The organism is Citreimonas sp. (genome assembly GCF_042096055.1).
GTDB lineage: Bacteria > Pseudomonadota > Alphaproteobacteria > Rhodobacterales > Rhodobacteraceae > Citreimonas.
Window position 1 is genome coordinate 13,209 of record NZ_JBELMH010000022.1, and the last position, 25,791, is coordinate 38,999.

Consider the following 25,791-nt stretch of genomic DNA (forward strand, 5'->3'; position numbering starts at 1 on the left):
CCTAAAGCGCGTCGAGGACTTCGCCCGCGATGCGGGCGGTGTCGTCCCACGACGGCAGGCGCGCGCCCGCCGCCGCCGAGGCCGCGGCGAGGGATTGGCGCAGGGCCGACCCCGTAAGCACCCGTCGCAGCGCATCGGCGAAAGCGCGGGCGTCGTCGGGCGGCACCAGCAGGCCCGCGCCCTGCGGCACCGTGTCGGGCACGGCGCCGGTGGCGCAGCTGACGATGGGCAGGCCGCGCACCAGCGCCTCGTCGAAGACGATGCCGTAGCCCTCGTATCGGGTGGCCAGAGCGAAGACCGACGACTGAGACCAGAGCGTGTCCAGCCGCGCCTGCTCGACCCGGCCCGCCAGATCCAGCCGCGCGCCGAGGCCGCTTTGCGCCGCCATCCCGGCCAGTTGCGCGGCATGGGCCGCGTCCCACGGCTGGCCCACGATGACCGCGCGCCAGTCGAGGTCGACAAGCTGCATCAGCGCGGCGATCAGCACGTCGTGCCCCTTGCGCGGGTGCTGGATGCCGACCGACAGGATCAGCGGCGGCGTCGCGGGCGCGGGCGCGGTGGTCGGCCGGTCGGTGCCGGGCGGGGCCACGGTGATGCGGTCCGGTGCGACGTCGTAGCGCTCGACCAGGATCGACCGCGTGTGCGGGCTGGGCACCAGCACGTGCGCGACGAGGGCGAGGTTGGCGCGCTCGGTGCGGTAGAGGTGGTCCGCCTGCGCGGGCTCCAGCCCGTTCTCGAGCGCGAGGGGATGGTGGACCATCGCCACCACGGGCGCGGTCACACGCGCCAATCCTTCGGGGTCGATCGAACCGAAGACCAGCCCGTCGAGGATCACCGGCCGGTCGGGCGGCAGCGCGCGCAGCTGCGCGATCGCGTCGGCCATCGCGGCGGCGTCGGGAAAGGGAAAGCCGTCCTGAAGTTCAAGGTGCCGCATGTCGCGGCCCTGCGCGCGCAGGCCTTCGAGCATCCGACGCTCGTAGATGTAGCCGCCGGTGAGCGTGGTGATGTCGCCGGGGATGGCGTAGGCGGCCGGTTTCGAGGCGGGGCGCATCAGGCCAGTTGCTCCGGGGCGAAGCGCGCGAGCACCCGCGCCTCGACCCAGCCGACGGCGGCGTAGCCCGCGGCCGACAGTACCGCGACCACGACGACCGCGCTCCACAGCATGTCGTAATCCGACAGCGAGGCCGACAGCGCCATCAGCGCACCCACCCCCTGCCCGGTCGCCAGCCACTCGACCACCGTGACGGCCAGAACGGCGGCCGGCACGGTCATGCGCGCGGCGGCGAAGAAGGCGGGCAGCATCGCTGGCAGGCGCAGGTGGATCATGCGCGCGACCGGCCCCGCGGCGTAGGCGTCGAACACGTCGACCGCCTGCCCCGGCGCGCGCGCCAGCCCGTGCAGGCAGGCGACGAAGGCGGGGAAGAACACCATCACCGCGACCAGCGTGACCGACCCGGTCATGCCGCGCCCCAGCGCCAGCACAACCAGCGGCGCGGTGGTCACGATTGGCACCGCCCGCAGTGCGACGGCCACCGGCATCGCGACCGAGGCGATGCCCGGCCGCAGCACCAGCGCCACCGCAAGCCCCGCGCCGAGCGCCAGCCCCGCGAGGTAGCCCGGCACCACCGCGGCGCCGGTCTGCGCCATCGCCGCCAGCAGCGTCGCACGGGTCTGCGCGGCATCCGCGTCGGACACCAGCGCGTCCCACACGTCGCCCGGGCGCTTGGCGAAGAACGGGCTGAGGCCCGACAGCGCCATCGCGGCCCACCACGCGACCAGCGCCACGGCCAGAACCGCCAGCGCGCGCAGCGGCGCCTGCCACCAGCGCGCGGCGCGGCCCGGCTCTCGCGGGGGCGACAGGATCACCGGCGGCGCGTCGGGCAGCATCCGCCGGCCGAGCGCGCCGACGCCCGCGTAGGCCAGGGTCGAGATGGCCGCCGCCACGGTCGCCAGCGCCCAGGTGGCGTCGACGTCCAGCGCCCGCATCGCGCGCACGGTCAGCACGCCCATGCCACGCTCGGCCCCGGTGAACTCGCCCACCATGGCGCCGAGGACAGCGGCGGGCGCCGCGATCTGCAGCCCGGCGAAGAGGTAGGGCAGCGACGCCATGGTGCGCACGTGGATCAGCGCGGCGCCGCGCCCGCGTCCGTAGCTGCGCACCAGGTCGAACCACGTGGACGGCGCCGCGCGCAGGCCCACCAGCAGCGGCACGAAGGTGGTGTAGTAGACCGCCAGTGCCGCCAGCGTGATCTGCGGGCCGGGACCGGGGCCGTAGAGCACCCGCAGGATCGGTCCGGTGGCGACCAGCGGCAGACAGAACACCAGCAGCGCGAGGCCGGCCACGATCCGCTCGGCCCGTGGCAGCAGCATGGCGAGCGCGGCCAGCGCGATGGCGGCGAGATTGCCGGCGGCGAACCCCCAGGCGGCGTTGGTCAGCGTCTCGGTCAGGGCGCGCGCCATCAGCCCGGCATTGGTCCAGAGGTAGAGGAGGATGGCCGAGGGGGGCGCCACCAGAAGTGCGAGGTCCGGCAGGTGGCCCAGCCCCTCCCACAGCACGAGCAGCATGATTGGCCCTAGCGCGGCAGGGGCGCCGAAGCGCGCGGCCGGTGTGCCGATCGCGTCGGTCATTGCGCCGCCAGGCGGTCGGTGGGGCCCGCGCTGCCGCGCGACAGCGCCGCCTCGACCGCGTCGGCGAGGTCACGGAAGGCGTCGCTGCGCGCGATGCTGTCGGGGCGCGGGCGCGGCAGGTCGATCGCGATGTCGGCGACGATCGTGGCCGGACGCGCGCTGAGCACCAGCACGCGGTCCGACAGGGCGACAGCCTCGTCGATGGAATGGGTCACCAGCAGAGTCGTGGTGCGCCGCGCCTCCCACAGCTTGGGCAGGTCCTGCGCCAGTTGCGCGCGGGTCAGCGCGTCGACGGCGCCGAAGGGCTCGTCGAGCAGCAGCAGGCCCGGCTCGGTCGCCATCGCGCGGGCCATCGCGGCGCGCTGGCGCATGCCGCCCGAGAGCTGCGCGGGGCGCGTGTCCTCGAACCCGGCAAGGCCCACCAGCGCGATCAGGCGGTTGACCGCGGCCCGATCGACGCGGCGCCGCGCCAGCCGCAGGGCCAACGTGATGTTGCCGCGCACGCTGCGCCAAGGCAGCAGCGACGGATCCTGGAACGCCACCGACAGCCCGCCGGCCTCGCGCGTGGCGCGGGGCGGCCGGCCGTCGATCTCGACGCTGCCCTGCGACGGCGTGTCGAGCCCGGCGATCAGGCGCAGCAGCGTGGACTTGCCGCAGCCCGACGGGCCGACCAGCGCGGTGGTGCGCCCCGCCTCGATCACCAGGTCGAGCGGGCGCACCACGTCGGTTTCGCCGAAGCGCCGGCCGAGGCCGCTGCAGACGATCCGCGGCGGCGGGGTTTCGCCCGCGCGCGCGCGCTCCGGCCCGGCCTTCGGCTCAGGCGCCGTCATGGACCTCTTCGAGGATCGAGCGGTCCCACAGGTCGGGCGACACGTCGCGGCCCAGCAGCGCCAGCGTCTCGATGTTGGCCTGCACGGTCTCGTCGGTCCACCAGCCGAAGCCGTTCGCGTCCGTCAGGTCCGAGAACATCAGCGGCACCTGCCGTTCGGCCTGCAGCAGCTGCGTCTGCTGGTCCAGCCCGGCGTCGGGGAACATCTCGAGCGTCACGCGCACCGCCTCGTCGAGATCGGCGCGGTAGGCGTTCCAGCCCTCGACCTCGCCCTTGAGCATCGCCACCAGATCGGCGCGGCGGTTGGCAAGGCTGTCCTCGGTCGCGATGTAGGTCTGCGAATGGACCGCGTAGCCGTGATCGGCCATGAGCATGGTCAGCGGCTCGAGTCCCTGCACGATCATCGCGACCGGCAGGTCGGTTTCCCAGCACAGCAGGCAGTCGACCTCGCCCGCCACCAGCGGCTGGGCGGAATACTGCGTCGGCACGATCTCGATCGCGTCGATGTCGACGTCGTTGAGCGTGCAGAGCGCCTGCAGGACTGGCGTGTTCGCCAGCGCCATGCCGATGCGCTTGCCCTCGAGATCCGCGGGCACGTTGACCGGGTTTTCCGGCAGCGAGGCGATGACGAAGGGGTTCTTCTGCATCGCCACGGCGAGGATCTTGAAGGGCGCGCCCTCGGCCACCGCGGCGGCGGTGTAATCCGCGGCCGAGATGCCCATCAGCGCCGCGCCGGATACGACTGGCGGTTCGACCGGCGCGTTGGGTCCGCCTTGCCGCAGCGAGACCTCGAGGCCCTCGTCGGCCCAGAAGCCGCGCGCTTGCGCGAGGTAGCTGCCCGCGAACTGCACCGAGTGCAGCCAGGACAGCTGAAGGGCGGCGGCGGTCTGCGCGCGCGCCACCGAGGGCCCCAGCGCCAGCGCGCCGAGACCGGCCGCGCCGCCAACCATCAGCTGGCGGCGCGACAATGTCGAAAGGGGGTTACGGGTCTTGCGATGAATGTATGTCATGATCGGAAATTCTAGCGGTCATTGACCCGGCGGCAAGCGCGCGTGCACGCGGTGCGTGAAGAAGGTGGCGTGCGTGTCGCCCTCGCGCGCATCTCCGGTCATTCGGGGGCGTGAAATCAGGCGTCAGTGCGTGGTGGCGCGCCGGCTGGCCAGCAGCGGCCAGAGGCCCGGCAGCACCGCCGCCAGAAAGACCAGCCCGAAGGCGACCGAAGCGGCCAGACCCGCCGCGCCGGACGTGCCCGCCAGCGGCAGCAGCGCCGCGGCAGCCCCCTCGCGCAGGCCCCAGCCGGCGACGGTGATCGGGATCAGCATGGCGAACAGGATCAGCGGCACCAGCACCGCGACCGCGCCCGCCGGCAGGGCGATGCCGATCGCCCGCGCGCACGCGGCGAAGGCCAGCAGGTTGCACGCGGCGGTGGCAAGGCTGAGCCCGATCTGCCACCACAGCACGCCCGGCGCCGTCAGCGCGCGCCGCGCGTCCACGACGAAGCCGCCCATGGCGCGACCGACCGCGCCCGGCAGCGCGCCGGCCATGTGTGCGACGAAGGCGGCCCCGGCCAGCCCGGCACAGATCGCAGCCACGGTGCCCGCCAGCCAGGTCGGCGGCTGCAGCCCGCCGTCGACCGCCACCGCGGCGACGAGGCCCGCGGCCATCACCGCCGCCATCGCCACCTGCCCGGCCAGCCGCTCGAGCGCGACGCCGAGGCTGGCCAGCCGCAGCCCGGCCTGGCCCCGCGCGCGCATGGCGCGGCCGGCATCGCCGAGCATGCCGCCGGGCAGCGACTGGTTGATCACCTGGCTGAGATAGTATTCGCGGATCGCGCGCATCAGGCCGATGCGCTGGTCGAGCTGCCGCGCGGTCAGCCGCCAGCGCACCGCCGACAGCACCGTCTGCAGGCTCAGCAGCGCGAAGGCGAGCAGCAGCCACGCCGGGTCGGCCGAGCGCAGCATGCGCCACGCTTCGCGCCCGTCGACCGCCGACAGGATCGCGACGATCAACGCCACGGCGAGGCCGAACTTGCCGATGGTCAACAGCCGGCTGCGGGTCACGGGGTCGAGACTCATCGCCCGGCCCGCTCGTTGGGGCCGAGGGCGTGCAGGATGCGGTCGCGCAAGGTGTCCATTCCGTTCACCGGCGCACCCATAGGCGGAAGCATGCCGTCATGCCAGCCCCAGCCGTCGAATCGTGACACCAGATCGGGCGGGCCGATGACGTGCACCGGCACGTCGGCGCGGTCGTCCTGCGCGACGAAGCCGGCGGCCTGGTGGTCGCCCAGAACGATCAGCAGCGGCGCGTCGGGGCCCGCCTGCCGCGCCGCCCAGTCGAAGGTCACGCGCAGCGAATAGTCGATCGCCGCGCGGTACTGCGCGCGCACGCGGTCGGTGTCGCGCCAGACCACCTCGGGCGGGTCGCCGTTCTGCGCCATCGCGTCGAAGACGCGGCCGTCGCCCACCGCGTCCCAGGGCACCATCTCCGGCACCGGCACCCAGGGCGCGTGGGACGAGATCAGCGCGACCTGCGCGACCAGCGTGCCTTGGGTGGCGTCGCGCAGGCGGTCGACCACGGTCAGGGTGAACTGGTCGGGCATCGTCACCCAGTTGAAGGGCAGGCCTTCGTAGCCCATGTCGGCCGCCGCCAGCACCGTGTCGAAACCCATGCGCAGCGCCTCGGGCCAGTCGAGCGTGATCGCGGGCATCACCGCCGCGGTGTGCAGGCCGGCGTCCTGCGCGATGTGGAACAGCCCCTGCCGGCCGCTTGCCAGCGCCGCGAGGTAGCGCGACTGGTCGTTCGCCCACAGCCCGGTCGCGGTTGTGATGTGCGCAAGCCAGCTTTGCCCGCCGCGCGTGGGCGAGGTGACGAAGCCCGAGCGCATGGCGAAGCTCGCGTCGCGCAGCGCCGCCTCGGCCGCCCGCAGCGTGTCTCGGTGCCGATCGGCATGCGGCGAGCCGTCGTGGCTGGCGCGGCCGTAGGATTCGACGAAGATCACCAGCAGGTCGGTGTCCAGCGCCGCGAAGGCGCCGGGTCGTTCGGCCTGCGGGTCGTCGCGCGCGGCGGCACGGAAGGCGCGCAGGTCGGCCCAGGTGTCGCGGACGAGGGCCACGCGCTCGACCGCGTAACGCGCGGTGAAGGCGGCGCCGGGCGGCGCCACGGGCAAATCGGCGGCCTCCCAGCGGCCCTGCGCCATGCCGATCTGCGCCACTGCCAGCGCTGCGGCCACGGCCAGCGCCGGCAGCGCGGCCAAGCGCGCCGACCCGGGCGGGCGCAAGCGCAGCCAGATTCCCGTCGCCCACCACAGCAGGGCGACGATCAGCGCCAGCGCAGCCACCGCGCCCGCCACCGCCAGCGCCGCCATCCACGGGCCCACCGCCGCCGAAGCCAGTTGCCAGGCCGAGACGATCAGCGGGAAGTCCCCGACCGGGTTGAATCCGCGCGCGAGCGCCGAGAACATGGCGAAGTCCGCGGCCTTCAGCGCCGCCAGCAGCGTCAGTGCGGCCACCAGAAGCGCGCGCACCGCCTGCCCCGCGCGGCCCGGGCGCAGCAGGGCGAGGCCCAGCACGATCACCGGCAGTTCGAGCGGGAAGACCAGCAGCATGTCCCAGGCCAGCGCGGCGGGATGGTTCGGCTGCGCCAGTACGAGGTACAGGATGGCGGTCGCGGCGATCAGGCCCAGCTGCGCCGCGACGGGCGTCGGCGCCTGTCTCACCGGGCCCGCGCCCTCAGCCACACGATGTCGCGCGCGAAGGAAGACAGGACCAGCACTGCCGCGACCCAGGCCAGCGGCTGCGCAGCCGGAAGGCCCGGCAATTGCAGGGCGATCAGCGCGCCGATCTGCGCCACGCAGACCGCCTTGCGCCACAGCGCGGGCGGCAGCGGCGCCGAAAGCCACGGCCAGACCCGCGCGGCGGCGACGAAAGCGTAGCGCGCACCGCCCAGCACCAGCATCGCCGGCAGCGGCAGGCCGGCCAGCGCGCCGTGCGCGGCCAGAAGCGCGGCGAGCACGGCGTCGACCTCCATGTCGAAGGCCGCGCCGAAGCGCGACACGAGGCCCTGCCTGCGGGCGAGCCAGCCGTCGATGCCGTCGAGCGCCAGCGCGAGGCCGGCGATCGCGGCCACGATCCACCCAGCTGCCATGCCCGCCGCCAGCGGCGCCACCAGAGCCACCGCCAGTGCGCCGCGCAGCAGCGTGACGCCGTTGCACGGGCCGAACCGCGCATGCGGATAATGCCGCGCCGCCAGCACCGCGATTGCCGAGGCACCGAGCGCTGCGGCCACAAGCGACGCCGCGCTCGCCCCGCGCGGCGCGTCGATCACCGCCAGCGCCCCCAGCAGCGCGACCGCCGCCGCGGCCAGCGCGCCTCCGAATCCGGGCACCGGATGCCCCTTGGGCAGCCCTCCGCGATCACCCAAGGGCGGCGGCGCGATGCGGGGCTCGACGGGGCGGTCCATGCGTCTGGTGCGAAACGTGTCGTGTGCGTTCATCGCAGGGTAGATAGCGTCGCCCGCCGACCGTCAAGCCCGTCCCCGACGCGCGAATATCCGCCGAGCGACACGCGGAACGGGCTTGATAAGCGGCAAAGTGTCGCTAGCTATCGCCGGGTCGTCAGGAGCTTTCCGATGTCCGACTTCTCCACCCGCCGCGCGCCTGACCGCCACGGCCCAGGCAGCCCCGCACCGGCGCGACATCACGCGACGCTCCGTGCGCTGCATTGGCTCGTGGTTCTCGCGGTTCTGGTGCTGATCCCGGTCGGATTCCTGATGATCCAGGACGGCCTGTCCCGGCCGCTGCAGGATACGCTATTCATCCTGCACAAGAACCTCGGGCCGGTCGTCTTCGTCCTGATGCTGATCCGGCTGGTCCACCGGCTGCGCCATCCGACGCCGCCGCTGCCGCCACTGCCGCGCTGGCAGCACCTCGCGGCCGAGGCGAACCACGTCGCGCTGTACGTCCTTCTGTTCGTCATGCCGATCAGCGGCTACCTGCGCGTCCGCGCCGGCGGCTTCCCGATCGAGGGGCTGGACGCGCTCGGCATTCCCACCATCGTCCCGCGCTCGGACTCCCTCGAGGACCTGGCGCAGGCGGTGCACTTTTATGGCGCCTGGGCGCTGCTTTGCCTGATCGCGGTGCATGTCGGCGCCGCGCTGTACCACGGTCTGGTGCGGCGCGACGGCGTGGTCGCGCGAATCTGGCCACCAATGGGCGCATCGCGCTGAGTCACATGATATCCCTAGCCCCTTCCCGCGCCATTCCGATGGCGAAATCCGTCCCCGTCGCGGCGCCTCGTCCCTTCGAGCACGCGCAGGGCCAGCCCGCCACCGCCACGGTGCGCGCGCTCTTCGCGGCGATGGTCGTCGCCGCCACCGCGCTGGTCGTCGCGCTTGCCGTCGCCGGCACCGAGACCTGGACGCCCTGGACGATCGCCAGCCTCGCGCTGCTGGTGCCGGTCACCGCCTGGATCGCCGGCGGAGCCGCGACCGCGCTTCTGGGCGTGATGCTGCCGCCCGCGCCGGTGACGAAGCTGCCGTTCGGATGGCGCCCCAGCAGCCGCACCGCGATCCTGATCATGGTGTGCGGCGAGACGCCCGCCCCGGTGGCCGCCCGCGCCGCCGCCCTGCGCCGTGCGCTCGACCGGCTGGGCCTGCACGGCAGCGTGCGCATCTCGGTGCTGTCGGACACCTCTGGCAAGGACGCCGTGCGCGCCGAGCGCCGTGCCTTCGCCCCCCTGATGGAGGCCGGGCTGCTGCGCTACCGCCGCCGGTTGCGCAACACCGGCCGCAAGCCCGGCAACATCGCCGAGTGGCTGGAGACCCGCGGCCGCGGCTACGACTTTATGCTGGTGATGGACGCCGACAGCCGCATGTCCGCGGGTCGCATCGCGCGGCTGATCCACCGGATGGAACAGACGCCCGGTCTTGGCCTGCTGCAGGCGGGGATCGCGCAGACCGGCACCGACACGCGTTTCGCCCGGTCGCAGCGGCTGGCCGCGCGGCTGATGGGGCCGAGCTTCGTCGCCGGGCTGGCGGCCTGGTCGGGCCGGACCAGCAATTACTGGGGGCACAACGCGCTGATCCGCGTGCGCGCCTTCCACGACGCCGCGGCCTACCTGCCGGTGCTGCCGGGGGCCGCGCCGATGGGCGGCCCGGTGCTGTCGCACGACGTGGTCGAGGCCGCGTTCCTGCGCCGCGCCGGCTGGGCCGTCGCCTTCGACCCGGACACCGCCGGCAGCGCCGAGGAGCCGCCCGCAACGCTGGAAGAATTCCACCGCCGCGACCGCCGCTGGTGCCAGGGCAACCTGCAGCACCTGCGCCTGCTGACGGCGCCGGGGCTGCACCCGCTCAGCCGCGCACACATGGCCGCGGGCGTGCTGGGCTACGCCGTGGCGCCGCTGTGGCTGGCGCTGCTGCTGCTGGCCGCCACCGGCCATGCGCCGGTGACCAGCGTCTGGCCCGCCGTTGCCGTCGCCGTGCTGCTGCTGACGCCGAAGGCCTGCGGGCTGTGGCGCCTGCACCGGCGCGGCCATCCGCGCCGCAACCGCCTGCTGTGGCGCGCGGCACTGGCGGAACTTTGCGTCTCGGCGCTGATCGCGCCGCTGGTGATGCTGCGGCAGACGCTGGCCATCGGCGCGGTGGCCCTGGGCCGCGATTGCGGCTGGAAGACTCGCGGCCGCGTGCGCGCCCTGCCCGCCGGCTGGCTCGAGGCCGTGACCGGCGCGGCGCTGGCGGCGCTGGTCTTCGCCATCGACCCCGAGGCGCTCGCGTGGATGATGCCGGTGCTCGGCCCGCTGCTGATCGCCCCCTGGCTGGTGCGCTGGCTGGCCCGGCCGGTCGTCACGGCATGAGGCGCGCGATGCTGATGCCCCGGCGCGGGTTCCTCGGCGGGCTCGCGGCCTTGGGCGCAGGCTTGTTCCTGCCAAGGCCGGTCTTCGCCGCCGGTCCCGCCAGCCTGCTGGACGAGGCGCGCGCGCTGGCGCGGCGGCCCTACCGGGCGCCGTCGGGTCCGTTGCCGCCACCCTTCGCCGGGCTCGACTACGACGCCTACCGCTCGATCCGGCCCATCGACGGCCGCAGCGCGGGGCTGGAGCTGGGGCAGGACTTCGTCGTCGACCTGCTGCCGCCGGGGCTGTTCTACCAGAACGCGGTGACGGTCGAGCTGCCGGACGGCGACGGCTGGGCCACGGTTCCGTTCTCGCCCACGCTGTTCGACTTCGGCGCCGATCGTTTCGGCGCGGTCCCGGACGAGGCGCCCGGCGCGGGCTTCTCGGGGCTGCGCCTGCGCCACCCGATCGACCGGCCGGGCGTGATGGACGAATTCCTGGTCCTGCAGGGCGCAAGCTACTTCCGTGCGGTGGGCCGGGCCATGCAATACGGCCTGTCCGCGCGCGCCGTGGCCCTGGGCACCGGCGGCGCCGCGCCAGAGGAGTTTCCCCGCTTCACCCGCCTGCGACTGCACCCGCCCCAAGGCGGCGCCGCGCGGCTCGAGGCGGTGATCGACAGCCCGTCGCTGGCCGGCCACATGACCATGGTCGCGCATCCGGGCGAGACGACGCGGCTGGACCTGTCGGTGACGCTGATGCCGCGCCGGCGGCTGACGGACGTGGGGATCGCGCCGCTGACCTCGATGTATCTCAAGGGCCCGCTGCGCGCGGCGGTGTCGGACGACTTCCGGCCCCGCGTGCACGACAGCGACGTGCTGGTGATTGCCAACGGCGCCGGCGACACGCTGTGGCGGCCGATCGCGAACCCCGCGACGCTGCAGACCTCGGCCTTCGCCGACGAGGATCCGGGCGCCTTCGGGCTGTACCAGACGGCGCGCGGTTTCGCGGATTACGAGGACGCCGAGGCGCGCTACGACCGCCGCCCCTCGGCCCGGGTGACGCCGGCTGGGGACTGGGGACGCGGCGCCGTGATGCTGGTCGAGATCCCGACCGGTGACGAGTTCATGGACAACATCGTCGCGTTCTGGCGGCCCGAGGCGCCGCTCGAGGCGCGCAGCGAGCACCGCTTCGACTACCGCATCGACTGGACCGCCGACGCGCCGGACACGCGGTCGCCCGCGCGGATCGTGCAGACGCGGTCGGGCCGGCAGCACGACCTGTCGGGCGCGCTGCGCTACGTGATCGACTACGAGGACGCGCCCGAAGGCGTCGCGCTGGACCTCGGCAGCAATGCCGGCACCGTAACCGGCGAGACGCTGCACCCGATCCCCGGCGGCCGGCTGCGGGCAAGCTTCCTGCTGGCCCCGGGTGACGCCGACGCGGTCGAGCTGCGCGCCGCGCTGCGCTTTGCGGACGGGCGCGCCGCCTCGCCGGTGTGGCTGCACCGCTGGACGCGAGCACGCGACGGCGGGAATTGAGGCCACGCGAGCCGTACCCCGAATCCGACTGAAAAACTCGGAAAAGTGTTGACCCGATCTGGCGCTCTGGTATCTGACCAAAGCAGTCAACATTAACCTGACGGGAGCTACTCCATGCGCTACACGACCGTTTCTATCATGGCCCTGGCGATGGCCGCCACCGCCGCGCCCGCCCTCGCGCAGGGCGAGCTGAACCTCTATTCCTCGCGCCACTACGACACGGACGAGCGTCTGTATTCGGACTTCGAGGACCAGACCGGCATCACGATCAACCGCATCGAGGGCAACGCCGACGAGTTGATCGCGCGCATGGAAGCCGAGGGCGCGAACTCGCCCGCGGACGTGCTGCTGACGGTCGACACGTCGCGCCTGAAGCGCGCCAAGGACGCGGGCGTCCTGCAAGCGGTCGAGTCCGACGTGCTGGAAGAGCGCATCCCCGGCCAGTACCAGGACGCCGACAACCAGTGGTTCGGCTTCTCGCTGCGCGGGCGGATCATCTTCTACGACAAGACCGACGTGGAAAACCCGCCGCAGACCTACATGGACCTCGCGGACCCGGCCTATGACGACATGATCTGCATCCGCTCCTCGACCAACACCTACAACCAGACGCTGCTGGCCTCGATCATCGAGAACCAGGGCGAGGAAGCCGCCCGCGAATGGGCCAACGGCATCGTCGAGAACATGGCGCGCGACCCGCAGGGCGGCGACACCGACCAGCTGCGCGGCATCGTCTCGGGCGAGTGCGACATCGCGGTGTCGAACACCTACTACTTCGCCCGCGCGCTGGCCGAGGACGTCGACGGCGTGACCGGCGGCATCGACAACATCGGCTGGGTCTTCCCGAACCAGGACACCACCGGCGCGCACGTCAACCTGTCGGGCGGCGGCGTGGCGGCGAACGCGCCCAACCGCGACAACGCGGTCGCGTTCCTCGAGTACCTGGCCTCGGACAGCGCGCAGCAGTACTTCGCGGCGGGCAACAACGAGTACCCGGCCGTCGAGGGCGTCGAGACCACCGAAGCGGTCGACCAGCTGGGCGAGTTCACCGCCGACGACGTCGACCTGTCGGCCGTGGCCGAGCACCTGGGCCAGGCGCAGGAAATCTTCAACGAGGCCGGCTGGGAGTAAGTTTCCCCTTCCGAACGGTTTCGCGGCGCGGTCCCCTTGGGGCCGCGCCTTTTTCGTGTCCGGCGGGCGCGTGGTCCGGGTCGGGTCGGGGGCGCTGTCCCCGGCGCGTCGCGCCTCCCGCGGAGGATCCAGGCCAAGGTGAAGCTGCAGGGGTGTCCCACGATGGGACACGGAGACGGGTACGGAAAATCAATTGGTTACAGAGACGGATTCAGGAAGCGTTAGGAATTGGGGGCGTGAGCGGGGTCGCGCGGACGGCGGGTTCGGGCCAGGATGCGCGGGTGTTGGCGGGTGGTCGGAGAGCCATGACACGCCCCGAGGCGTCAGGTCATGGCGGGTCGGCGCGGGGCTTCAGCCGTCGCGATTCAGCCAAACGCTTCAGCTGTCGCGGTTCAGCGCGAAATTGCTAGCTGTTGCGGTTCAGCGCGACCTGGCGGCACAGCAGCGCCACCGGCACGAGGCCGATCAGCGCGATCACCAGGCTGGGCACGGCGGCGCCGTCGAGGCGCTCGTCCGCGGCGAGGCGGTAGGCCTGCACCGCCAACGTGTCGAAGTTGAACGGCCGCATGATGAGCGTCGCGGGCAGTTCCTTCATCACGTCGACGAAGACGATCAGCGCGGCGGTCAGCAGCGACGGCGTCAGAATCGGCACGTGCACCCGGCGCACCACGCCGAAGGCGTTCTGGCCCAGCACCCGCGCCGCCGCGTCGATGTTGTCGCTGACCGCGGCGATGCCGCCCTCGTAGGCGCCGATGGCGGCGGCGAGGAAGCGGATCATGTAGGCCGCGACCAGCAGCCAGATCGAGCCGGTGAAGAGCAGCCCCGTCGAGACGTCGAAGGTCTGCCGCATCCAGGCGTCGAGCGCGTTGTCGAAGCCCGCGAAGGGCACCAGCAGCCCGACCGCGATCACGCCGCCGGGCACCGCGTAGCCCAGCCGCGCGATGTAGATCGCCGAGGCCGAGAGACGCCCCTGCCGCACCCGGTGGTACGAGCCCAGAAGGTTCGCGGCCAGCACCGTCAGCGCAGCCGCCGTGGCCGCCAGCACCAGCGAGTTGCGCACGAAGCCGATGTAGCGGTCCGACAGCAGGTCCTGCCCCGAACCCACGGCCATGAACGACAGCGTCAGCACCGGCACGACGAGGCCGAAGGTCACCGGCACGATGCAGGCGAGGCTGGCGGCCCAGCCCTGCGCGCCCGACAGCGGCATGCGGGCCATGACCTCTTGCCGCCGGCCGGCGTCGTAGCGGGCGCGGCCGCGGCTCGACCGCTCCATCCCCGCCAGCACCAGCGCGAAGGTCAGAAGACCCAGCGACAGCTGCGCCGCGGCCGCGCGGTCGGCCATCGAGAACCAGCTCTGGTAGATGCCCGTGGCGAAGGTCTGCACGCCGAAATAGCTGACCGTGCCGAAATCGGCGATCGTCTCCATCGCGGCCAGCAGCACGCCGGCGGCGATCGCCGGGCGCGCCATCGGTAGCGAGACCGACAGGAAAGCCCGCGTGGGCGAGCGCCCCAACGCGCGCGCGGCGTAGAAGGTGGTGGCCGACTGGCCGACGAAGGCGGCGCGCGCAAGAAGGTATACATAGGGGTAGAGCACCAGCGTCAGCATCGCCGCCGCACCACCCAAGCTGCGGATCTCGGGGAACCAGTAGTCGCGCGGGCCCCAGCCGGTCACCTCGCGCAGGGTGGCCTGCACCAGGCCCGGATGGTCCAGCAGGTCGGTATAGGCGTAGGCCAGCACGTAGGCCGGGAAGGCGAGCGGGATCACCAGCGCGATCTCGAGCCAGCGGCGGCCGGGAAACTCGGTCATCACCACCAGCCAGGCGGCGCCGGTGCCGATCACGAAGGTGCCCGCGCCCACCAGGGCGACCAGCGCGATCGTGGTGATCGTGTAGCGCGGCAGCACGGTGTCGATCAGGTGGGGCAGCGTGTCGCCCTGCCCGCTCAGCGCCGCGGCGATCACGCCGAGATGCGGCAGCGCGCAGACCAGTGCGACGAACACCGCCACCGCCGCGAGCCCGTGCTCGGCGTGAAATCCCTTGCGCATGCCCTGCCCGTATCCCCGCTGTCTCGGCGGTCTGGTTACCTGTTCGGGGGGCCGGGACGCAAGCCGCAGCGCGGGCTCAAGGCGGCGCTGGTCGGTGCGCGTCGCGGTGGTCGCGTGGTCGGCCGGGCGGTCAGCCGCGCCGCGGCCAGGGGGGCGGGAGGCCGCGGCGCGGACCGCGCAGGGGGGTTTTACGCCGCCGGCACGATCGGATCGCAGGGCGGACAGGGGTCGCCGGCGATGCAGCACGCGACGTCGCGCGCGGTGAAGGGAAACGGCAGGATCGACACGCGGGGCACGGCGCGCAGCGCCTCGGGCATGGTCTCGGCCCCGTGCAGGACCACCTTGGTGCCGGCCTCGGACAGGAGGTGCGCCACGCGGACCGCCACGTCGATCGCGTTGCGGCGCGGCATGCGCAGGAACGCGTGGCTGTGCCCGCCGCCGATCAGCGCGGGCTCGGCCTGGACCAGGGTTTCGGACCGGATCGCCACCCGCGCCCGCGCGTCGCGACTCAGGACCGAATCGCTCAGATCCATGGCGATGACAGGGTCGCTTTCTACGATGAGAACATCCAGCATATGCTCGAAATGACCTTTCTGATTCGGCCTCACCGTAGACCTGTCGCCCGGGTCCGGCATTAACCTGTGACATAGGCATCCAAAAACATGCAGATCCCCTGCCGAACCTGCCCCCTGCGGGCTCTTCCGACCTTTCAGAACCTGACGCCCGAGGAACTGGCCGTCACCGAGGCGCTCAAGCGCGGCGAGCTGCGCGTCGAGGCCGGCATGCCGATCCTGTCGGAAGGGTCGAGCTCGCCCCAGCTGTTCACGGTTCTCGAGGGCCAGGCGCTGCGCTTCAAGTCGCTGGAGAACGGCGAGCGGCAGGTGCTGGGCTTCGTCTTTCCGGGCGATTTCCTGGGCTTGCAGGCCGCGGTGATGCACGAGATGGAGCATTCGGTCACGGCGGTGACGCCGATGCTGCTGTGCGTGTTCGACCGCGGCGACCTGGTGCGGCTCTACCGCGACAGCCCGCAGCGGGCGTTCGATCTGACGTGGCTCGCGGCCGAGGAGGAATCGATGCTGGCCGAGGCGCTGGCCACGGTCGGCCAACAGGGCGCGCGGGCGCGGGTGGCCTGGGCGCTGATGCGGCTGATGGACCGGTCCGAGACCTCGGGGCTGGTGCGCAACGGGGTGGCGCCGATGCCGTTCCGCCAGCACGACCTGGCCGACGCGCTGGGGCTGTCGGTGGTGCACACCAACAAGACGCTGGCGCAGCTGCGCAACGACGGGCTGGTGACGCTGCGCGACCGCCAGCTGACGATCCACGACCGCCCGGGGCTGGAGCGGCTGGTGGGCACCGCGATGCGCCAGCAGGGTACGCGGCCGCTGATCTGACCCTTGCCGCGCCGCCGCCGCGGCCCATCTGACCCCGTGCCCGCCACGCGTGGGCCCGATGCCGCCAGTACCGGAGAAGCCATGACCCGTCTCGTCCCCCTCGTCGCCGCCCTCTGCCTTGCCGCGCTGCCGCTGCGCGCGCACGAGTTCTGGATCGAGCCGGACGCCTTCCAGGTGCCGCAGGACGAGGTGATCACCGCGCGGCTGCGCAACGGCGAGACCTTCGAGGGCACCGAGCTGTCGGCGGCGACCGCCAAGCCGATCCGCGCCGAGGCGTTCCGGGGCGACGCGACGGTGGCGCTCAACACCGGGGGGCTCAGCAAGCCGGCGATCGCGCTGAAGCCCGCGGGCACGGGGCTGACGACGCTGCTCTACCAGACCGAGCACATGGTGGTGATCTACGACACGCTCGAGGATTTCGCGCGCTTCGCCGAAAGCAAGGATTCCGCCTGGGCGGTCGAGCAGCACCGCGAGAGAGGCCTGCCCGAGGAGACGATCTTCGAGGCCTATGCCCGCTACGCCAAGGCGCTGGTCGCGATCGGCGACGGCGCGGGCGCGGATGCACGCCGGGGGATGGAGATCGAGCTGGTGGCCGAGACCAACCCCTATACCGAGCCCACGGGCGACGGCGTGGCGGTGCGGCTATATTACCAGGGCGCGCCGCTGGCCGACACGCAGGTCGCGGTGTTCGACCGCGCGCCCGACGGCAGCGTCGAGGCGCGCGAGATCCGGACCGACGCCGGGGGACTCGCGACCGTCGCGGTCGCGCCGGGGCACGAATACCTGGTCGACGCGGTGGTGATCCGCGAGCCGTCCGAGTCGATCGTCCGCGCCCACCGCGCGGCGTGGGAATCGGTCTGGGCATCGCTGACCTTCGCGGTTCCGGAGTGAGGGCGCGCAGCCAAAACCGCCTGGCAGCAATGCGTTAGACGACCTTTCTGATCGGCACGTAAACGCCCGGCCTGGCGCGGGCGACGCCGCTTTCCGTAAAGGGCGCCCCGCACCGCCCCTTGGCGCGCGCGTCATCTGCCCCCTGTGCAGCGGCACGGATTTGCGGCATGAGGGGCGCGACGTATCGAACAGGGAGCGCGCCGTGAAAAGGTCCGAGGTCAACCGCATCATCGCCGAGGGCGATGCCTTCATCCGTCGCTTCGGGCACATCCTGCCCCCCTTCGCCTACTGGACGCCCGAGCAGATGCGCGCGCCCGAGGCCGCGACGATCCGCGAGCGGGGCCTGGGTTGGGACATCACCGATTACGGCGCCGGCCGCTTCGACGAGATGGGGCTGTTCCTGTTCACCACGCGCAACGGCGCGCTGGAGGATCTCAAGCGCGGGCGCGGCATGCTCTATGCCGAGAAGATCATGATCACCCGCCGCGACCAGCTGTCGCCGATGCACCGCCACGACCTGAAGGCCGAGGACATCATCAACCGCGGCGGCGGCACGCTGGTGATCGAACTGTTCGCGCCGGATGCCGACGGCAACGTCGACGAGAGCGCGCGTGTCACGGTGCCCTGCGACGGGGTCGAGCGCACGGTCGACGCGGGCGGGCGCATCGCTCTTGCCCCTGGCGAGAGCGTGACGCTGATGCCGGGCGTCTGGCACGCCTTCTGGGCCGAGGGCGACGATTGCCTGATCGGCGAGGTCTCGACCGTGAACGACGACAAAACCGACAACATCTTCCGCGAGCCGATCGGCCGCTTTTCGGACATCGCAGAGGACGAGGCGCCGGTGCACCTGCTGGTGGCGGATTACTGAGCCACGCATGGGCCGCATTATGGCCATGAATCAAAGCGTTACACGGCAAAGCTGACGCAGAACGAGAACCGCGGACGGCGCTTCGTCGTGCCGTCCGCAGCCCGTCACGCCCCGCCGCGGCGGGCGATCGTGAACGGGCGGTCGTTGGCCAGCGACGGGATCTGCTTGCGCGCCTTGTCGGACTGGTCGAGGTCGATCTCGACCACCTCGAGGCCCGGCGCGTCACCCATGTCGCAGACCACGCGGCCCCAGGGATCGACCACCAGCGAATGGCCCCAGGTCTCGCGCCCGTCCTCGTGCGCGCCGGTCTGGGCGGCGGCGACGATCCAGGCGCCGGTCTCGATCGCGCGGGCGCGCAGCAGCACCTCCCAGTGGGCGCGGCCGGTCGGCACGGTGAAGGCCGAGGGCACGAAGATCAGCCGCGCGCCGGCCTGCGCCTCGGCGCGGTAGAGCTGCGGGAAGCGCAGGTCGTAGCAGATCGTCATTCCCAGCGCGCCCCAGGGCGTGTCGATCACGACGCCGGTCTCGCCCGGGGCGAAGCGCTTGGATTCGCCGATGGGCTTCTCGCCCTCGATGGCGACGTCGAAGAGGTGGATCTTGTCGTATTCCGCGACCAGCGCGCCGTCGGGCCCGATCATCGTGGCGTGGTTCAGGAAACGCCCGTCGGGGCCCAGAACGGGGGTCGAGCCCGGCTGCATCCACAGCGCGCGGGCGGCGGCCACCTCGCGGCAGGCGGCGATGAACGGGTCGGCGCCCGCTTCGACGACCTGCGCGCGCGCCTTGGCGCCGTCGCGCTGCATCAGGCCCGCGACCTCGGGCAGGCAGAGCATGTGGGCGCCGCCCGCATCGGCGCGCGCGGCCAGGTCGCGCATCGTGGCGATGTTGGCGTCATGCGTGCCGGCCGAATTCATCTGGCCGAGGGCGAGGCGAAGGGGCGTGGTCATGGGGCCTGTCCGATCAGGGGCGCGCGGCGCGCCGTTTCCGTTTTCGCTACGATCCTACGGCAGGCACGATAACTGAACCCGGGCGGGATGATAAACAGACTGTTTCCGACACATTTCACGCCGGCGCCGCGGGGGATGACATAGGAAGACTTGGACGCATCCGGCCCTTGCGCCAACCGGACGCGCCGAGGTTGCGCCCTGACTCCAGCGAGGTTTCCCATGCCCAGCAAGACCTTCACCTATGTCGACAACGGCCTGAGCTACACCGTCACCGTCTACGAGCAGGAGGGAAAGTTCTTCGCCGACATCACGGTCGACGAGGGCGCGATGGACGTGAACGCCGTCTATTTCGGCGATGCCGACTTTTCGGGCGACAGCGAGGCCCTGAAGGGTCCGCTGAACATGAACGGCGCCGGCTCCGAGCTCGACGGCGAGGCGGTGCAGTGGGACCAGGCCGAGGCGCTGAGCAAGCCGGGGCTGGGCCGCGACGGCACCGACAAGGAGACCTACCTGACCGAGGGCGACACGCTGAAGATCGAGCTGGACATCGCCAGCCTCGACGAGATCGCGGTGTTCGGCATCCGCGCGACCTCGACCACGACCCCCGAGGGGTCGATCAAGGGCGTGTCCGGTGAGGAGCCCGAAGAGCCCGAGGAACCGGAAGAGCCCGAAGAGCCGACCTACGACAAGGTCTATTTCGGCGATTTCGACGACGAGAGCGGCATCGGCGACAACGGCTGGTACCTGCAGGCGGAAGGTGAGGAAGGCGACGACCGCGTCCTGCCCGAGGGCACCGAGCCGACCTTCGCGAACTACCTCGCCTACTACGAGACGCTCGTCGAGGATGGCCTGGCGATGCCGTTGGACCAGATCGAGGGCGTCGCGTTCTACCAGCTCGACGCCGAAGGCAACCCGCAGGAGGCGTTCCGCATCGAGTCGGACGCCGACGGCTTCGCCGACAGCGAGGAGCTTCTGGCCGCCTACGACGCCGCGCTGACCGAGATGGAGGCCGAGGGCCAGTCGGTCGAGGGGATGGACCTAATCGCCGCGCTGAGCCTGCCCGAGGACGACGACGCGCAAGACGAGGCGACGCCCGAGGAAGAGCCGGACGACGCCGAGATGGCCTGAGGCCGGTGCGCGCCGGGCCGCGGCGTTAACCACCGCGAACGATCGGCGCGCCGCCGCCCAGATCCTGCCCAGATTGCGCGCGAAAATGCTGGCGGGGGCCTGTCCGTATCCTTCCGAGGGGTCCGAGCATGACCGTGCCTGTGTCATCCAGCGCTGCCGCGCCGACCGCCCAGACGGGTGGCCGGGGCAAGGTCGCGCGCGCGCCCGCGCAGCTCGAGGGCGAAGGCCCGATCAAGCGCCTCGCGCGCCAGAGCGGCGGGATGCAGCACGGCAAGGGCGCCCAGGAAATGGCCCGCGATCCGCGCCCGCAGCAGGCCGTGCGGCCGCCGCCGATAATCCCCTCCGTCGATGCCTCGGGGGCGCCGATCGACCGGCCGGGCGGGCTGATGCACGGGCAGAGCGTTCTCGAGATGGCCCGCGGCCCCAGCGCCGGCATCCCGCTGCCCGGCACGATCGGCGAGGCGCAGGCCCGTCTGCAGCAGGAGGCGTCGCCGAAATCCGCCTACGAGGCCGGCCGGCTGGCGCAGGCGCGCCGGGCGCGGGCGGCGTCGCGCGGGGCGTAGCGGGACCGCCGCACGGAAAAAGGGCCGGCGGTGTCGCCGGCCCTTTCGCGTTCGCTGCTCGTGGGTCTTTGCCCGGTATCAGCTGCAGCCCGAGGTGCCGCCGCAGGTGTTGCACTTCATGCAGGTGCCGTTGCGGACCAGCGTGTAGTTGCCGCACTCGCCGCAGGGGTCGCCCTCGTAGCCCTGCATCTTGGCCTTGGACCGCTGGTCGAGCGGGGTGACCGATGCGGTGGTCGAGCGGGCCGTGCTACGGGCCGAGATGGCCTGGGTCGTCTCGGCGACGATGGTGCCGACGGCGCTGTCGGCGCCGGGGACGAAGGCGGCCATGCCCTGCCCGCCCTGCAGCACCACCAGTTCCTGCGGCAGGCGCTTGCGCAGGTAGCCGGTCGAGCTGATCTGCTTCAGCACCTCGAGGCTGCGCGACGCGGCGCTGTCCGACAGCTCCTTGAGGTTCGACACGCCCTCTTCCTCGCCCCGGCCGAGATCGTCGAAGCTGGCGCCCTCGGGCTTGACGTGCGCGAGGTCGGTCCGGTCGAGGTAGGACACCGCCAGTTCGCGGAAGATGTAGTCAAGGATCGACGTCGCGTTCTTGATGCTGTCGTTGCCCTGCACCATGCCCGCGGGCTCGAACTTGGTGAAGGTGAAGGCGTCGACGAACTCTTCCAGCGGGACGCCGTATTGCAGGCCGACCGACACCGCGATGGCGAAGTTGTTCATCATCGCGCGGAAGCCGGCGCCTTCCTTGTGCATGTCGATGAAGATCTCGCCCAGCTGGCCGTCGGCGTATTCGCCGGTGCGCAGGTAGACCTTGTGGCCACCGACCACGGCCTTCTGGGTGTAGCCCTTGCGACGCTCGGGCATCTTCGACCGGCCGCGGGCGCGCTCGATCTCCTTGATGACGATCTTCTCGACCACCTTCTCGGCCAGCACGGCGGCCTTTTCCTGGGTGCTGCCGCTTTCCAGGATCTCGGCGGCCTCGTCGTCATCCTCGACCAGCGCCGACGCCAGCGGCTGCGACAGTTTCGAGCCGTCGCGGTAGAGCGCGTTGGCCTTCACGCCGAGCGACCACGACAGTTCGTAGGCCTTCTGGCAATCCTCGATCGTCGCGTCGTTGGGCATGTTGATCGTCTTCGAGATCGCGCCCGAGATGAAGGATTGCGCGGCGGCCATCATGTGGATGTGGCTGTTCACCGACAGGTAGCGCTTGCCCTTCTTGCCGCAGGGGTTGGCGCAGTCGAAGATGTGGTAGTGATCCTCGCTGAGGTGCGGCGCGCCTTCCAGCGTCATGGTCCCGCAGACGTGGTCGTTGGCCGCCTCGATGTCGGCGCGGGTGAACCCCAGGTGCCGCAGCAGGTCGAAGGTGGGATCGGTCAGCTTCTCGGCCGGGATGCCGAGCGCCTCGCGGCAGAACTCCTCGCCCAGCGTCCACTGGTTGAACACGAAGCGGATGTCGAAGGCCGAGGCGAGCGCGCGCTCGACCTTCTCGATCTGCGCGGGGCCGAAGCCGTGGCCGATCAGCGCCGTGTGGTTGATGCCGGGCGCGTTGCCAAGGCTGCCGTGGCCGACCGCGTAGGAGACGATCTCCTCGATCTGGGCCGAGGAATAGCCCAGGTTGTCGAGGGCGGCCGGAACCGACCGGTTGATGATCTTGAAGTAACCGCCGCCGGCGAGCTTCTTGAACTTCACCAGGGCGAAGTCGGGCTCGATGCCCGTCGTGTCGCAATCCATCACGAGGCCGATCGTGCCGGTGGGCGCGATGACGGTGGTCTGCGCGTTGCGGAAGCCGTGGGCCTCGCCGAGGCGCAGCGCCTCGTCCCAGGACGCCATGGCCAGTTCGACCAGCGTGGCGTCGGGGCATCCGGCGTGGTCCAGAGCGACCGGGCGCACGGCCAGATCCTCGTAGCCGTCGACGTTGCCCTGGGCCGCGTTGCGGTGGTTGCGGATGACGCGGAGCATGTGCTCGCGGTTGCGCTCGTAGCCAGAGAAGGCGCCCAGCTCTCCGGCGATCTCGGCCGAGGTGGCGTAGGCGGTGCCGGTCATGATCGCGGTCAGCGCGCCGCAAAGCGCGCGGCCCTCGACCGAGTCGTAGCCGAAGCCCATGTTCATCAGCAGGCCACCGATGTTGGCATAGCCCAGGCCCAGCGTGCGGAAGTCATAGGACAGCTGCGCGATTTCCTTCGACGGGAACTGCGCCATCGTGACCGAGATTTCCAGCGTCAGCGTCCACAGACGCGTGGCGTGCATGTAGGCCTCGGCGTCGAACACCCCGTCCTTGAGGAAGGTGAGCAGGTTCATCGACGCGAGGTTGCAGGCCGTGTCGTCGAGGAACATGTATTCCGAGCACGGGTTCGAGCCGCGGATCTCGCCGTCGGTCGGGCAGGTGTGCCAGGCGTTGACGGTGTCGTGGAACTGGATGCCCGGATCGGCGCAGGCCCAGGCGGCGTGGCCGACCTTTTCCCACAGGTCGCGCGCCTTGATGGTCTTGGCGACCTTGCCGTCGGTGCGGCGCAGCAGTTCCCAGTCCTTGTCCTCGCGCACCGCCTGCAGGAAGGCGTCGGTGACGCGGATCGAGTTGTTCGAGTTCTGGCCCGAGACGGACGCGTAGGCCTCGGAGTCCCAGTCGGTGTCGTAGGTCGGGAACTCGATGCTGGTGTAGCCCTGCTTGGCGTAGTCGAGCACGCGTTTGACGTAGGTCTCGGGGATCATGGCGCGCTTGGCGGTGCGGATTGCGTCCTTGAGGCCGCCGTTGACCTTGGGGTCGTAGGCGTCTTCCTCGCGGCCGTCCCAGGCCTTGATCGCGGCGAAGATGGCGTTGAGGCCCTTCTCGTGCGCCTTCGAGCCGGCGACGATGCTGGCGACCTTCTGCTCTTCGAGGACCTTCCAGTCGACGAATTCCTCGATGTCGGGGTGGTCGACGTCGCAGATGACCATCTTGGCGGCGCGGCGCGTGGTGCCGCCCGACTTGATCGCGCCGGCGGCGCGGTCACCGATCTTGAGGAAGCCCATCAGGCCCGACGACTTGCCGCCGCCCGACAGCGGTTCGTTCGCGGCGCGCAGGCTGGAGAAGTTGGTGCCGGTGCCCGAGCCGTACTTGAACAGCCGCGCCTCGCGCACCCACAGGTCCATGATGCCGCCGTCCGACACGAGGTCGTCCTTGACGGACTGGATGAAGCAGGCATGCGGCTGGGGATGCTCGTAGGCGGATTTCGAGCGGGTCAGCTTGCCGGTCTGGTAATCGACGTAGTAGTGGCCCTGGCCCGGGCCGTCGATGCCGTAGGCCCAGTGCAGGCCGGTGTTGAACCACTGGGGCGAGTTCGGCGCCGCGGTCTGCGTCGCCAGCATGTGCCGCATCTCGTCGTAGTAGGCGCGGGCGTCCGCCTCGGTGGTGAAGTAGCCGCCCTTCCAGCCCCAGTAGGCCCAGGCGCCGGCGAGCCGGTCGAAGACCTGGCGCGCGCTGGTCTCGCCCGTGCGGGGGGTGTCGTCGTTGGCGGGCACCGAGCGCCACAGGAATTCGGGGACGTCCTTCTCGCGGACCTTCTTGAGCTCGGTCGGCACACCGGCCTTGCGGAAGTACTTCTGCGCGATGACGTCGCTGGCGACCTGGCTCCAGCGCGCGGGGACTTCCATGTCCTTGAGCTGGAAGACGACCGTGCCGTCGGGGTTGCGGATCTCGGACGTGGTGGTGGCGAAGGGGATGCCTTCGTACGCGTCCTTGCCGGCCTTCGTGTAGTGACGTTCGATCTTCATCCCAGTCGCCCCTTGTGCGTTCTTCGCTGCCCGGCAGGTTTTCGGCCTGCCCTGTCCCATGGCCCGAGTCGTCGCCCGGCCTCTCTCTCGTTCCGCCGACCTGCGCCTGCGGTGGACACGCCCCGACCGGCGGCGGCCCGCATCATGCAGGCGCCTGAGGCGGCAGGGGTGGTCCCCGTCGCTTGGGTGTCTTTGGAGCCGTTGTCCCGTCGGCGGCACCACATCTTGTGTGTGTCCCGCCGACCTGCACAACCTGAACGAATTCAGGGGAGAGGGTCAAACGAATTTTTGGCGCCTTGGGCTCATTATGGGTGTTGACCGGCGGGTCGCCCGGGACCGGCCGCGGAGGGCGGGCGATTCACTCCCAGCCCGGCACGCGCGCGGGGCCTTGTGACGTTGGAAAAACTCACAGCTGTCCATAGGTTTATCCACAGGCTTAAGGAAGGTTAACGGCGCCCAAGAAAAATGCGGCATCGTCGGGCGCGGCACCAGATATTGCGGTTCGGCAACAGGCAAGCCCGATAGAGCGCGTGATTTCGTCCGTCGACGCGGTGACCGATGCCGGCACCTGAGTCGATTTGGTTAATGAAAGATTAATGTTTTCCGCAGGCTGCACGGCAGGCGCATGGCGGCCATGCGCAAGCGGCAAGCGTGCCGATCACGCGGATCGCGTGCGGGTGGATGAGATAGCGAATGGGAGGTGGTCGGGGCGGCGAGATTCGAACTCACGACCTTCTGTACCCAAAACAGACGCGCTACCAGGCTGCGCTACGCCCCGACTGCGGCCCGTTTAACCCCGGGCCGACGGGGTGGAAAGGGGAAATCTCAGCAGGGCCAGGCGGGCGTCGGGCCGATCACCGGGTGGCGCATCTGGGTGCCGGGGCCGATGCCCATCGCCTCGGCCATGCCGCCGTTGATCTCGAGCACGTATTGCGCCGGCCCGCCCGAGGGCAGCGGAGTCTCGTCGCCCGGGATCGCCTCGGCCGCGACGTTGATCACGACGCCGTCGCCGTCGGCATAGATGATGTCGAGCGGGATGAGCGTGTTGCGCATCCAGAAGCTGACCGGCGCCTCGTCGGGATAGACGAAGAGCATCCCGCGCGAGCGGGGCATCTCTTCGACGAACATCAGGCCGCGGGCGCGGCCCTCGGGGGTGTCGACCACGTCGATGCCGAAGCGCGCCTGGCCGAAATCGCCGCGCAGCCAGATCGTGTCCTCGGCGCAGGCGCCCTGGGCCTGCGCGCCGGTGGCGGCGGAGAGGAGCA

Annotated in this window: 21 protein-coding genes and 1 tRNA gene; 9 read left to right on the forward strand and 13 right to left on the reverse strand. The window is 71.3% G+C overall.

The annotated features are described in order from the left end of the window. Position 1: 1 nt before the first annotated feature. From ACFDTC_RS07120 to ACFDTC_RS07150, 7 genes are all read right to left on the reverse strand, one after another. Positions 2–1,051 carry a glycosyltransferase family 4 protein gene (locus ACFDTC_RS07120; protein ID WP_375258191.1) on the reverse strand — a complete coding sequence of 350 codons (1,050 nt, stop codon included), beginning with the start codon at positions 1,049–1,051 and terminating at the stop codon, positions 2–4. After that, positions 1,051–2,565, reverse strand: coding sequence for an ABC transporter permease (locus tag ACFDTC_RS07125; protein WP_375258192.1), 1,515 nt, complete (start codon positions 2,563–2,565; stop codon positions 1,051–1,053). The genes ACFDTC_RS07120 and ACFDTC_RS07125 overlap by 1 nt, the downstream gene beginning before the upstream one ends. A 59-nt stretch (positions 2,566–2,624) precedes the next feature. Next, complete coding sequence (locus ACFDTC_RS07130) at positions 2,625–3,458, reverse strand: ABC transporter ATP-binding protein (RefSeq protein ID WP_375258193.1); 834 nt, start codon at positions 3,456–3,458, stop codon at positions 2,625–2,627. Then, positions 3,445–4,407, reverse strand: a complete 963-nt coding sequence (locus tag ACFDTC_RS07135; RefSeq protein ID WP_375258211.1) for an ABC transporter substrate-binding protein — start codon at positions 4,405–4,407, stop codon at positions 3,445–3,447. Before ACFDTC_RS07135 ends, ACFDTC_RS07130 begins: the two co-directional genes overlap by 14 nt. 183 nt (positions 4,408–4,590) lie before the next feature. Beyond that, positions 4,591–5,532, reverse strand: coding sequence for a lysylphosphatidylglycerol synthase transmembrane domain-containing protein (locus ACFDTC_RS07140; protein WP_375258194.1), 942 nt, complete (start codon positions 5,530–5,532; stop codon positions 4,591–4,593). Next, complete coding sequence (locus ACFDTC_RS07145; protein ID WP_375258195.1) at positions 5,529–7,172, reverse strand: sulfatase; 1,644 nt, start codon at positions 7,170–7,172, stop codon at positions 5,529–5,531. The genes ACFDTC_RS07140 and ACFDTC_RS07145 overlap by 4 nt, the downstream gene beginning before the upstream one ends. Further along, a complete protein-coding gene (locus ACFDTC_RS07150; RefSeq protein ID WP_375258196.1) occupies positions 7,169–7,840 on the reverse strand; it encodes a CDP-alcohol phosphatidyltransferase family protein in 672 nt (223 codons plus the stop codon). Before ACFDTC_RS07150 ends, ACFDTC_RS07145 begins: the two co-directional genes overlap by 4 nt. Positions 7,841–8,083: 243 nt before the next feature. Between ACFDTC_RS07150 and ACFDTC_RS07155 the strand changes: the two genes are divergently transcribed. The 4 genes from ACFDTC_RS07155 (at position 8,084) to ACFDTC_RS07170 (ending at position 12,950) form a co-directional block, all read left to right on the forward strand. Beyond that, entirely contained in the window at positions 8,084–8,680 is a 597-nt protein-coding gene (locus tag ACFDTC_RS07155) for a cytochrome b (RefSeq protein ID WP_375258197.1), read from the forward strand. Between the two features lie 38 nt (positions 8,681–8,718). After that, complete coding sequence (gene mdoH / locus ACFDTC_RS07160) at positions 8,719–10,305, forward strand: glucans biosynthesis glucosyltransferase MdoH (protein ID WP_375258198.1); 1,587 nt, start codon at positions 8,719–8,721, stop codon at positions 10,303–10,305. Between the two features lie 8 nt (positions 10,306–10,313). Next, complete coding sequence (locus ACFDTC_RS07165) at positions 10,314–11,819, forward strand: glucan biosynthesis protein (protein WP_375258199.1); 1,506 nt, start codon at positions 10,314–10,316, stop codon at positions 11,817–11,819. 114 nt (positions 11,820–11,933) lie between these two features. Continuing rightward, a complete protein-coding gene (locus ACFDTC_RS07170; RefSeq protein WP_375258200.1) occupies positions 11,934–12,950 on the forward strand; it encodes an extracellular solute-binding protein in 1,017 nt (338 codons plus the stop codon). Between the two features lie 406 nt (positions 12,951–13,356). Here the strand turns inward: ACFDTC_RS07170 and ACFDTC_RS07175 are convergent, their stop codons facing one another. Together ACFDTC_RS07175 and ACFDTC_RS07180 are read right to left on the reverse strand one after the other, a co-directional pair. Beyond that, positions 13,357–14,994 (reverse strand): ABC transporter permease, encoded by a 1,638-nt coding sequence (locus ACFDTC_RS07175; protein WP_375258201.1) that lies wholly within the window; start codon positions 14,992–14,994, stop codon positions 13,357–13,359. A gap of 188 nt (positions 14,995–15,182) precedes the next feature. Then, positions 15,183–15,527 carry a hypothetical protein gene (locus ACFDTC_RS07180; protein ID WP_375258202.1) on the reverse strand — a complete coding sequence of 115 codons (345 nt, stop codon included), beginning with the start codon at positions 15,525–15,527 and terminating at the stop codon, positions 15,183–15,185. 129 nt (positions 15,528–15,656) lie between these two features. Here ACFDTC_RS07180 and ACFDTC_RS07185 point away from each other — a divergent pair, with 129 nt between their 5' ends. The 3 genes from ACFDTC_RS07185 to ACFDTC_RS07195 all read left to right on the forward strand — a co-directional run bounded on the left by ACFDTC_RS07185 (position 15,657) and on the right by ACFDTC_RS07195 (position 18,144). Next, on the forward strand, positions 15,657–16,385 hold the full coding sequence (locus ACFDTC_RS07185; protein ID WP_375258203.1) for a Crp/Fnr family transcriptional regulator: 729 nt from the start codon (positions 15,657–15,659) through the stop codon (positions 16,383–16,385). Positions 16,386–16,466: 81 nt separating this feature from the next. Then, positions 16,467–17,276 (forward strand): DUF4198 domain-containing protein, encoded by an 810-nt coding sequence (locus tag ACFDTC_RS07190; RefSeq protein ID WP_375258204.1) that lies wholly within the window; start codon positions 16,467–16,469, stop codon positions 17,274–17,276. Positions 17,277–17,478: 202 nt separating this feature from the next. Further along, complete coding sequence (locus ACFDTC_RS07195) at positions 17,479–18,144, forward strand: D-lyxose/D-mannose family sugar isomerase (protein WP_375258205.1); 666 nt, start codon at positions 17,479–17,481, stop codon at positions 18,142–18,144. A gap of 104 nt (positions 18,145–18,248) precedes the next feature. Here the strand turns inward: ACFDTC_RS07195 and ACFDTC_RS07200 are convergent, their stop codons facing one another. Continuing rightward, a complete protein-coding gene (locus tag ACFDTC_RS07200) occupies positions 18,249–19,088 on the reverse strand; it encodes a carbon-nitrogen hydrolase family protein (RefSeq protein WP_375258206.1) in 840 nt (279 codons plus the stop codon). Between the two features lie 219 nt (positions 19,089–19,307). On the opposite strand from ACFDTC_RS07200, the gene ACFDTC_RS07205 reads away from it, so the two are divergent. Continuing rightward, positions 19,308–20,216, forward strand: coding sequence for a hypothetical protein (locus ACFDTC_RS07205; protein WP_375258207.1), 909 nt, complete (start codon positions 19,308–19,310; stop codon positions 20,214–20,216). Between the two features lie 128 nt (positions 20,217–20,344). After that, positions 20,345–20,779, forward strand: a complete 435-nt coding sequence (locus tag ACFDTC_RS07210) for a hypothetical protein (protein WP_375258208.1) — start codon at positions 20,345–20,347, stop codon at positions 20,777–20,779. 78 nt (positions 20,780–20,857) lie between these two features. Here the strand turns inward: ACFDTC_RS07210 and ACFDTC_RS07215 are convergent, their stop codons facing one another. The 3 genes from ACFDTC_RS07215 to ACFDTC_RS07225 all read right to left on the reverse strand — a co-directional run. Further along, the gene (locus ACFDTC_RS07215) at positions 20,858–24,526 is read right to left on the reverse strand and encodes a vitamin B12-dependent ribonucleotide reductase (RefSeq protein ID WP_375258209.1); all 3,669 of its coding nucleotides are present in this window, start codon (positions 24,524–24,526) and stop codon (positions 20,858–20,860) included. A 701-nt stretch (positions 24,527–25,227) separates the two neighbouring features. Continuing rightward, positions 25,228–25,304: transfer RNA gene (locus tag ACFDTC_RS07220), tRNA-Pro, on the reverse strand. 47 nt (positions 25,305–25,351) lie between these two features. Further along, positions 25,352–25,791 (reverse strand): DUF192 domain-containing protein (locus tag ACFDTC_RS07225; RefSeq protein WP_375258210.1); only part of this gene is annotated, 440 nt, incomplete at its 5' end.

What these genes read in the sequence shown, in the direction of transcription:
- ACFDTC_RS07120 (WP_375258191.1), bottom strand. Translation starts at nt 1,051, where the DNA reads ATGCGCCCCGCCTCGAAACCGGCCGCCTACGCCATCCCCGGCGACATC.
- mdoH (WP_375258198.1), top strand. Translation starts at nt 8,719, where the DNA reads ATGGCGAAATCCGTCCCCGTCGCGGCGCCTCGTCCCTTCGAGCACGCG.
- ACFDTC_RS07165 (WP_375258199.1), top strand. Translation starts at nt 10,314, where the DNA reads ATGCTGATGCCCCGGCGCGGGTTCCTCGGCGGGCTCGCGGCCTTGGGC.
- ACFDTC_RS07210 (WP_375258208.1), top strand. Translation starts at nt 20,345, where the DNA reads ATGACCGTGCCTGTGTCATCCAGCGCTGCCGCGCCGACCGCCCAGACG.
- ACFDTC_RS07190 (WP_375258204.1), top strand. Translation starts at nt 16,467, where the DNA reads ATGACCCGTCTCGTCCCCCTCGTCGCCGCCCTCTGCCTTGCCGCGCTG.
- ACFDTC_RS07175 (WP_375258201.1), bottom strand. Translation starts at nt 14,994, where the DNA reads ATGCGCAAGGGATTTCACGCCGAGCACGGGCTCGCGGCGGTGGCGGTG.
- ACFDTC_RS07130 (WP_375258193.1), bottom strand. Translation starts at nt 3,458, where the DNA reads ATGACGGCGCCTGAGCCGAAGGCCGGGCCGGAGCGCGCGCGCGCGGGC.
- ACFDTC_RS07185 (WP_375258203.1), top strand. Translation starts at nt 15,657, where the DNA reads ATGCAGATCCCCTGCCGAACCTGCCCCCTGCGGGCTCTTCCGACCTTT.
- ACFDTC_RS07215 (WP_375258209.1), bottom strand. Translation starts at nt 24,526, where the DNA reads ATGAAGATCGAACGTCACTACACGAAGGCCGGCAAGGACGCGTACGAA.
- ACFDTC_RS07200 (WP_375258206.1), bottom strand. Translation starts at nt 19,088, where the DNA reads ATGACCACGCCCCTTCGCCTCGCCCTCGGCCAGATGAATTCGGCCGGC.
- ACFDTC_RS07155 (WP_375258197.1), top strand. Translation starts at nt 8,084, where the DNA reads ATGTCCGACTTCTCCACCCGCCGCGCGCCTGACCGCCACGGCCCAGGC.
- ACFDTC_RS07135 (WP_375258211.1), bottom strand. Translation starts at nt 4,407, where the DNA reads ATGGTTGGCGGCGCGGCCGGTCTCGGCGCGCTGGCGCTGGGGCCCTCG.
- ACFDTC_RS07170 (WP_375258200.1), top strand. Translation starts at nt 11,934, where the DNA reads ATGCGCTACACGACCGTTTCTATCATGGCCCTGGCGATGGCCGCCACC.
- ACFDTC_RS07205 (WP_375258207.1), top strand. Translation starts at nt 19,308, where the DNA reads ATGCCCAGCAAGACCTTCACCTATGTCGACAACGGCCTGAGCTACACC.
- ACFDTC_RS07125 (WP_375258192.1), bottom strand. Translation starts at nt 2,565, where the DNA reads ATGCTGCTCGTGCTGTGGGAGGGGCTGGGCCACCTGCCGGACCTCGCA.
- ACFDTC_RS07180 (WP_375258202.1), bottom strand. Translation starts at nt 15,527, where the DNA reads ATGGATCTGAGCGATTCGGTCCTGAGTCGCGACGCGCGGGCGCGGGTG.
- ACFDTC_RS07140 (WP_375258194.1), bottom strand. Translation starts at nt 5,532, where the DNA reads ATGAGTCTCGACCCCGTGACCCGCAGCCGGCTGTTGACCATCGGCAAG.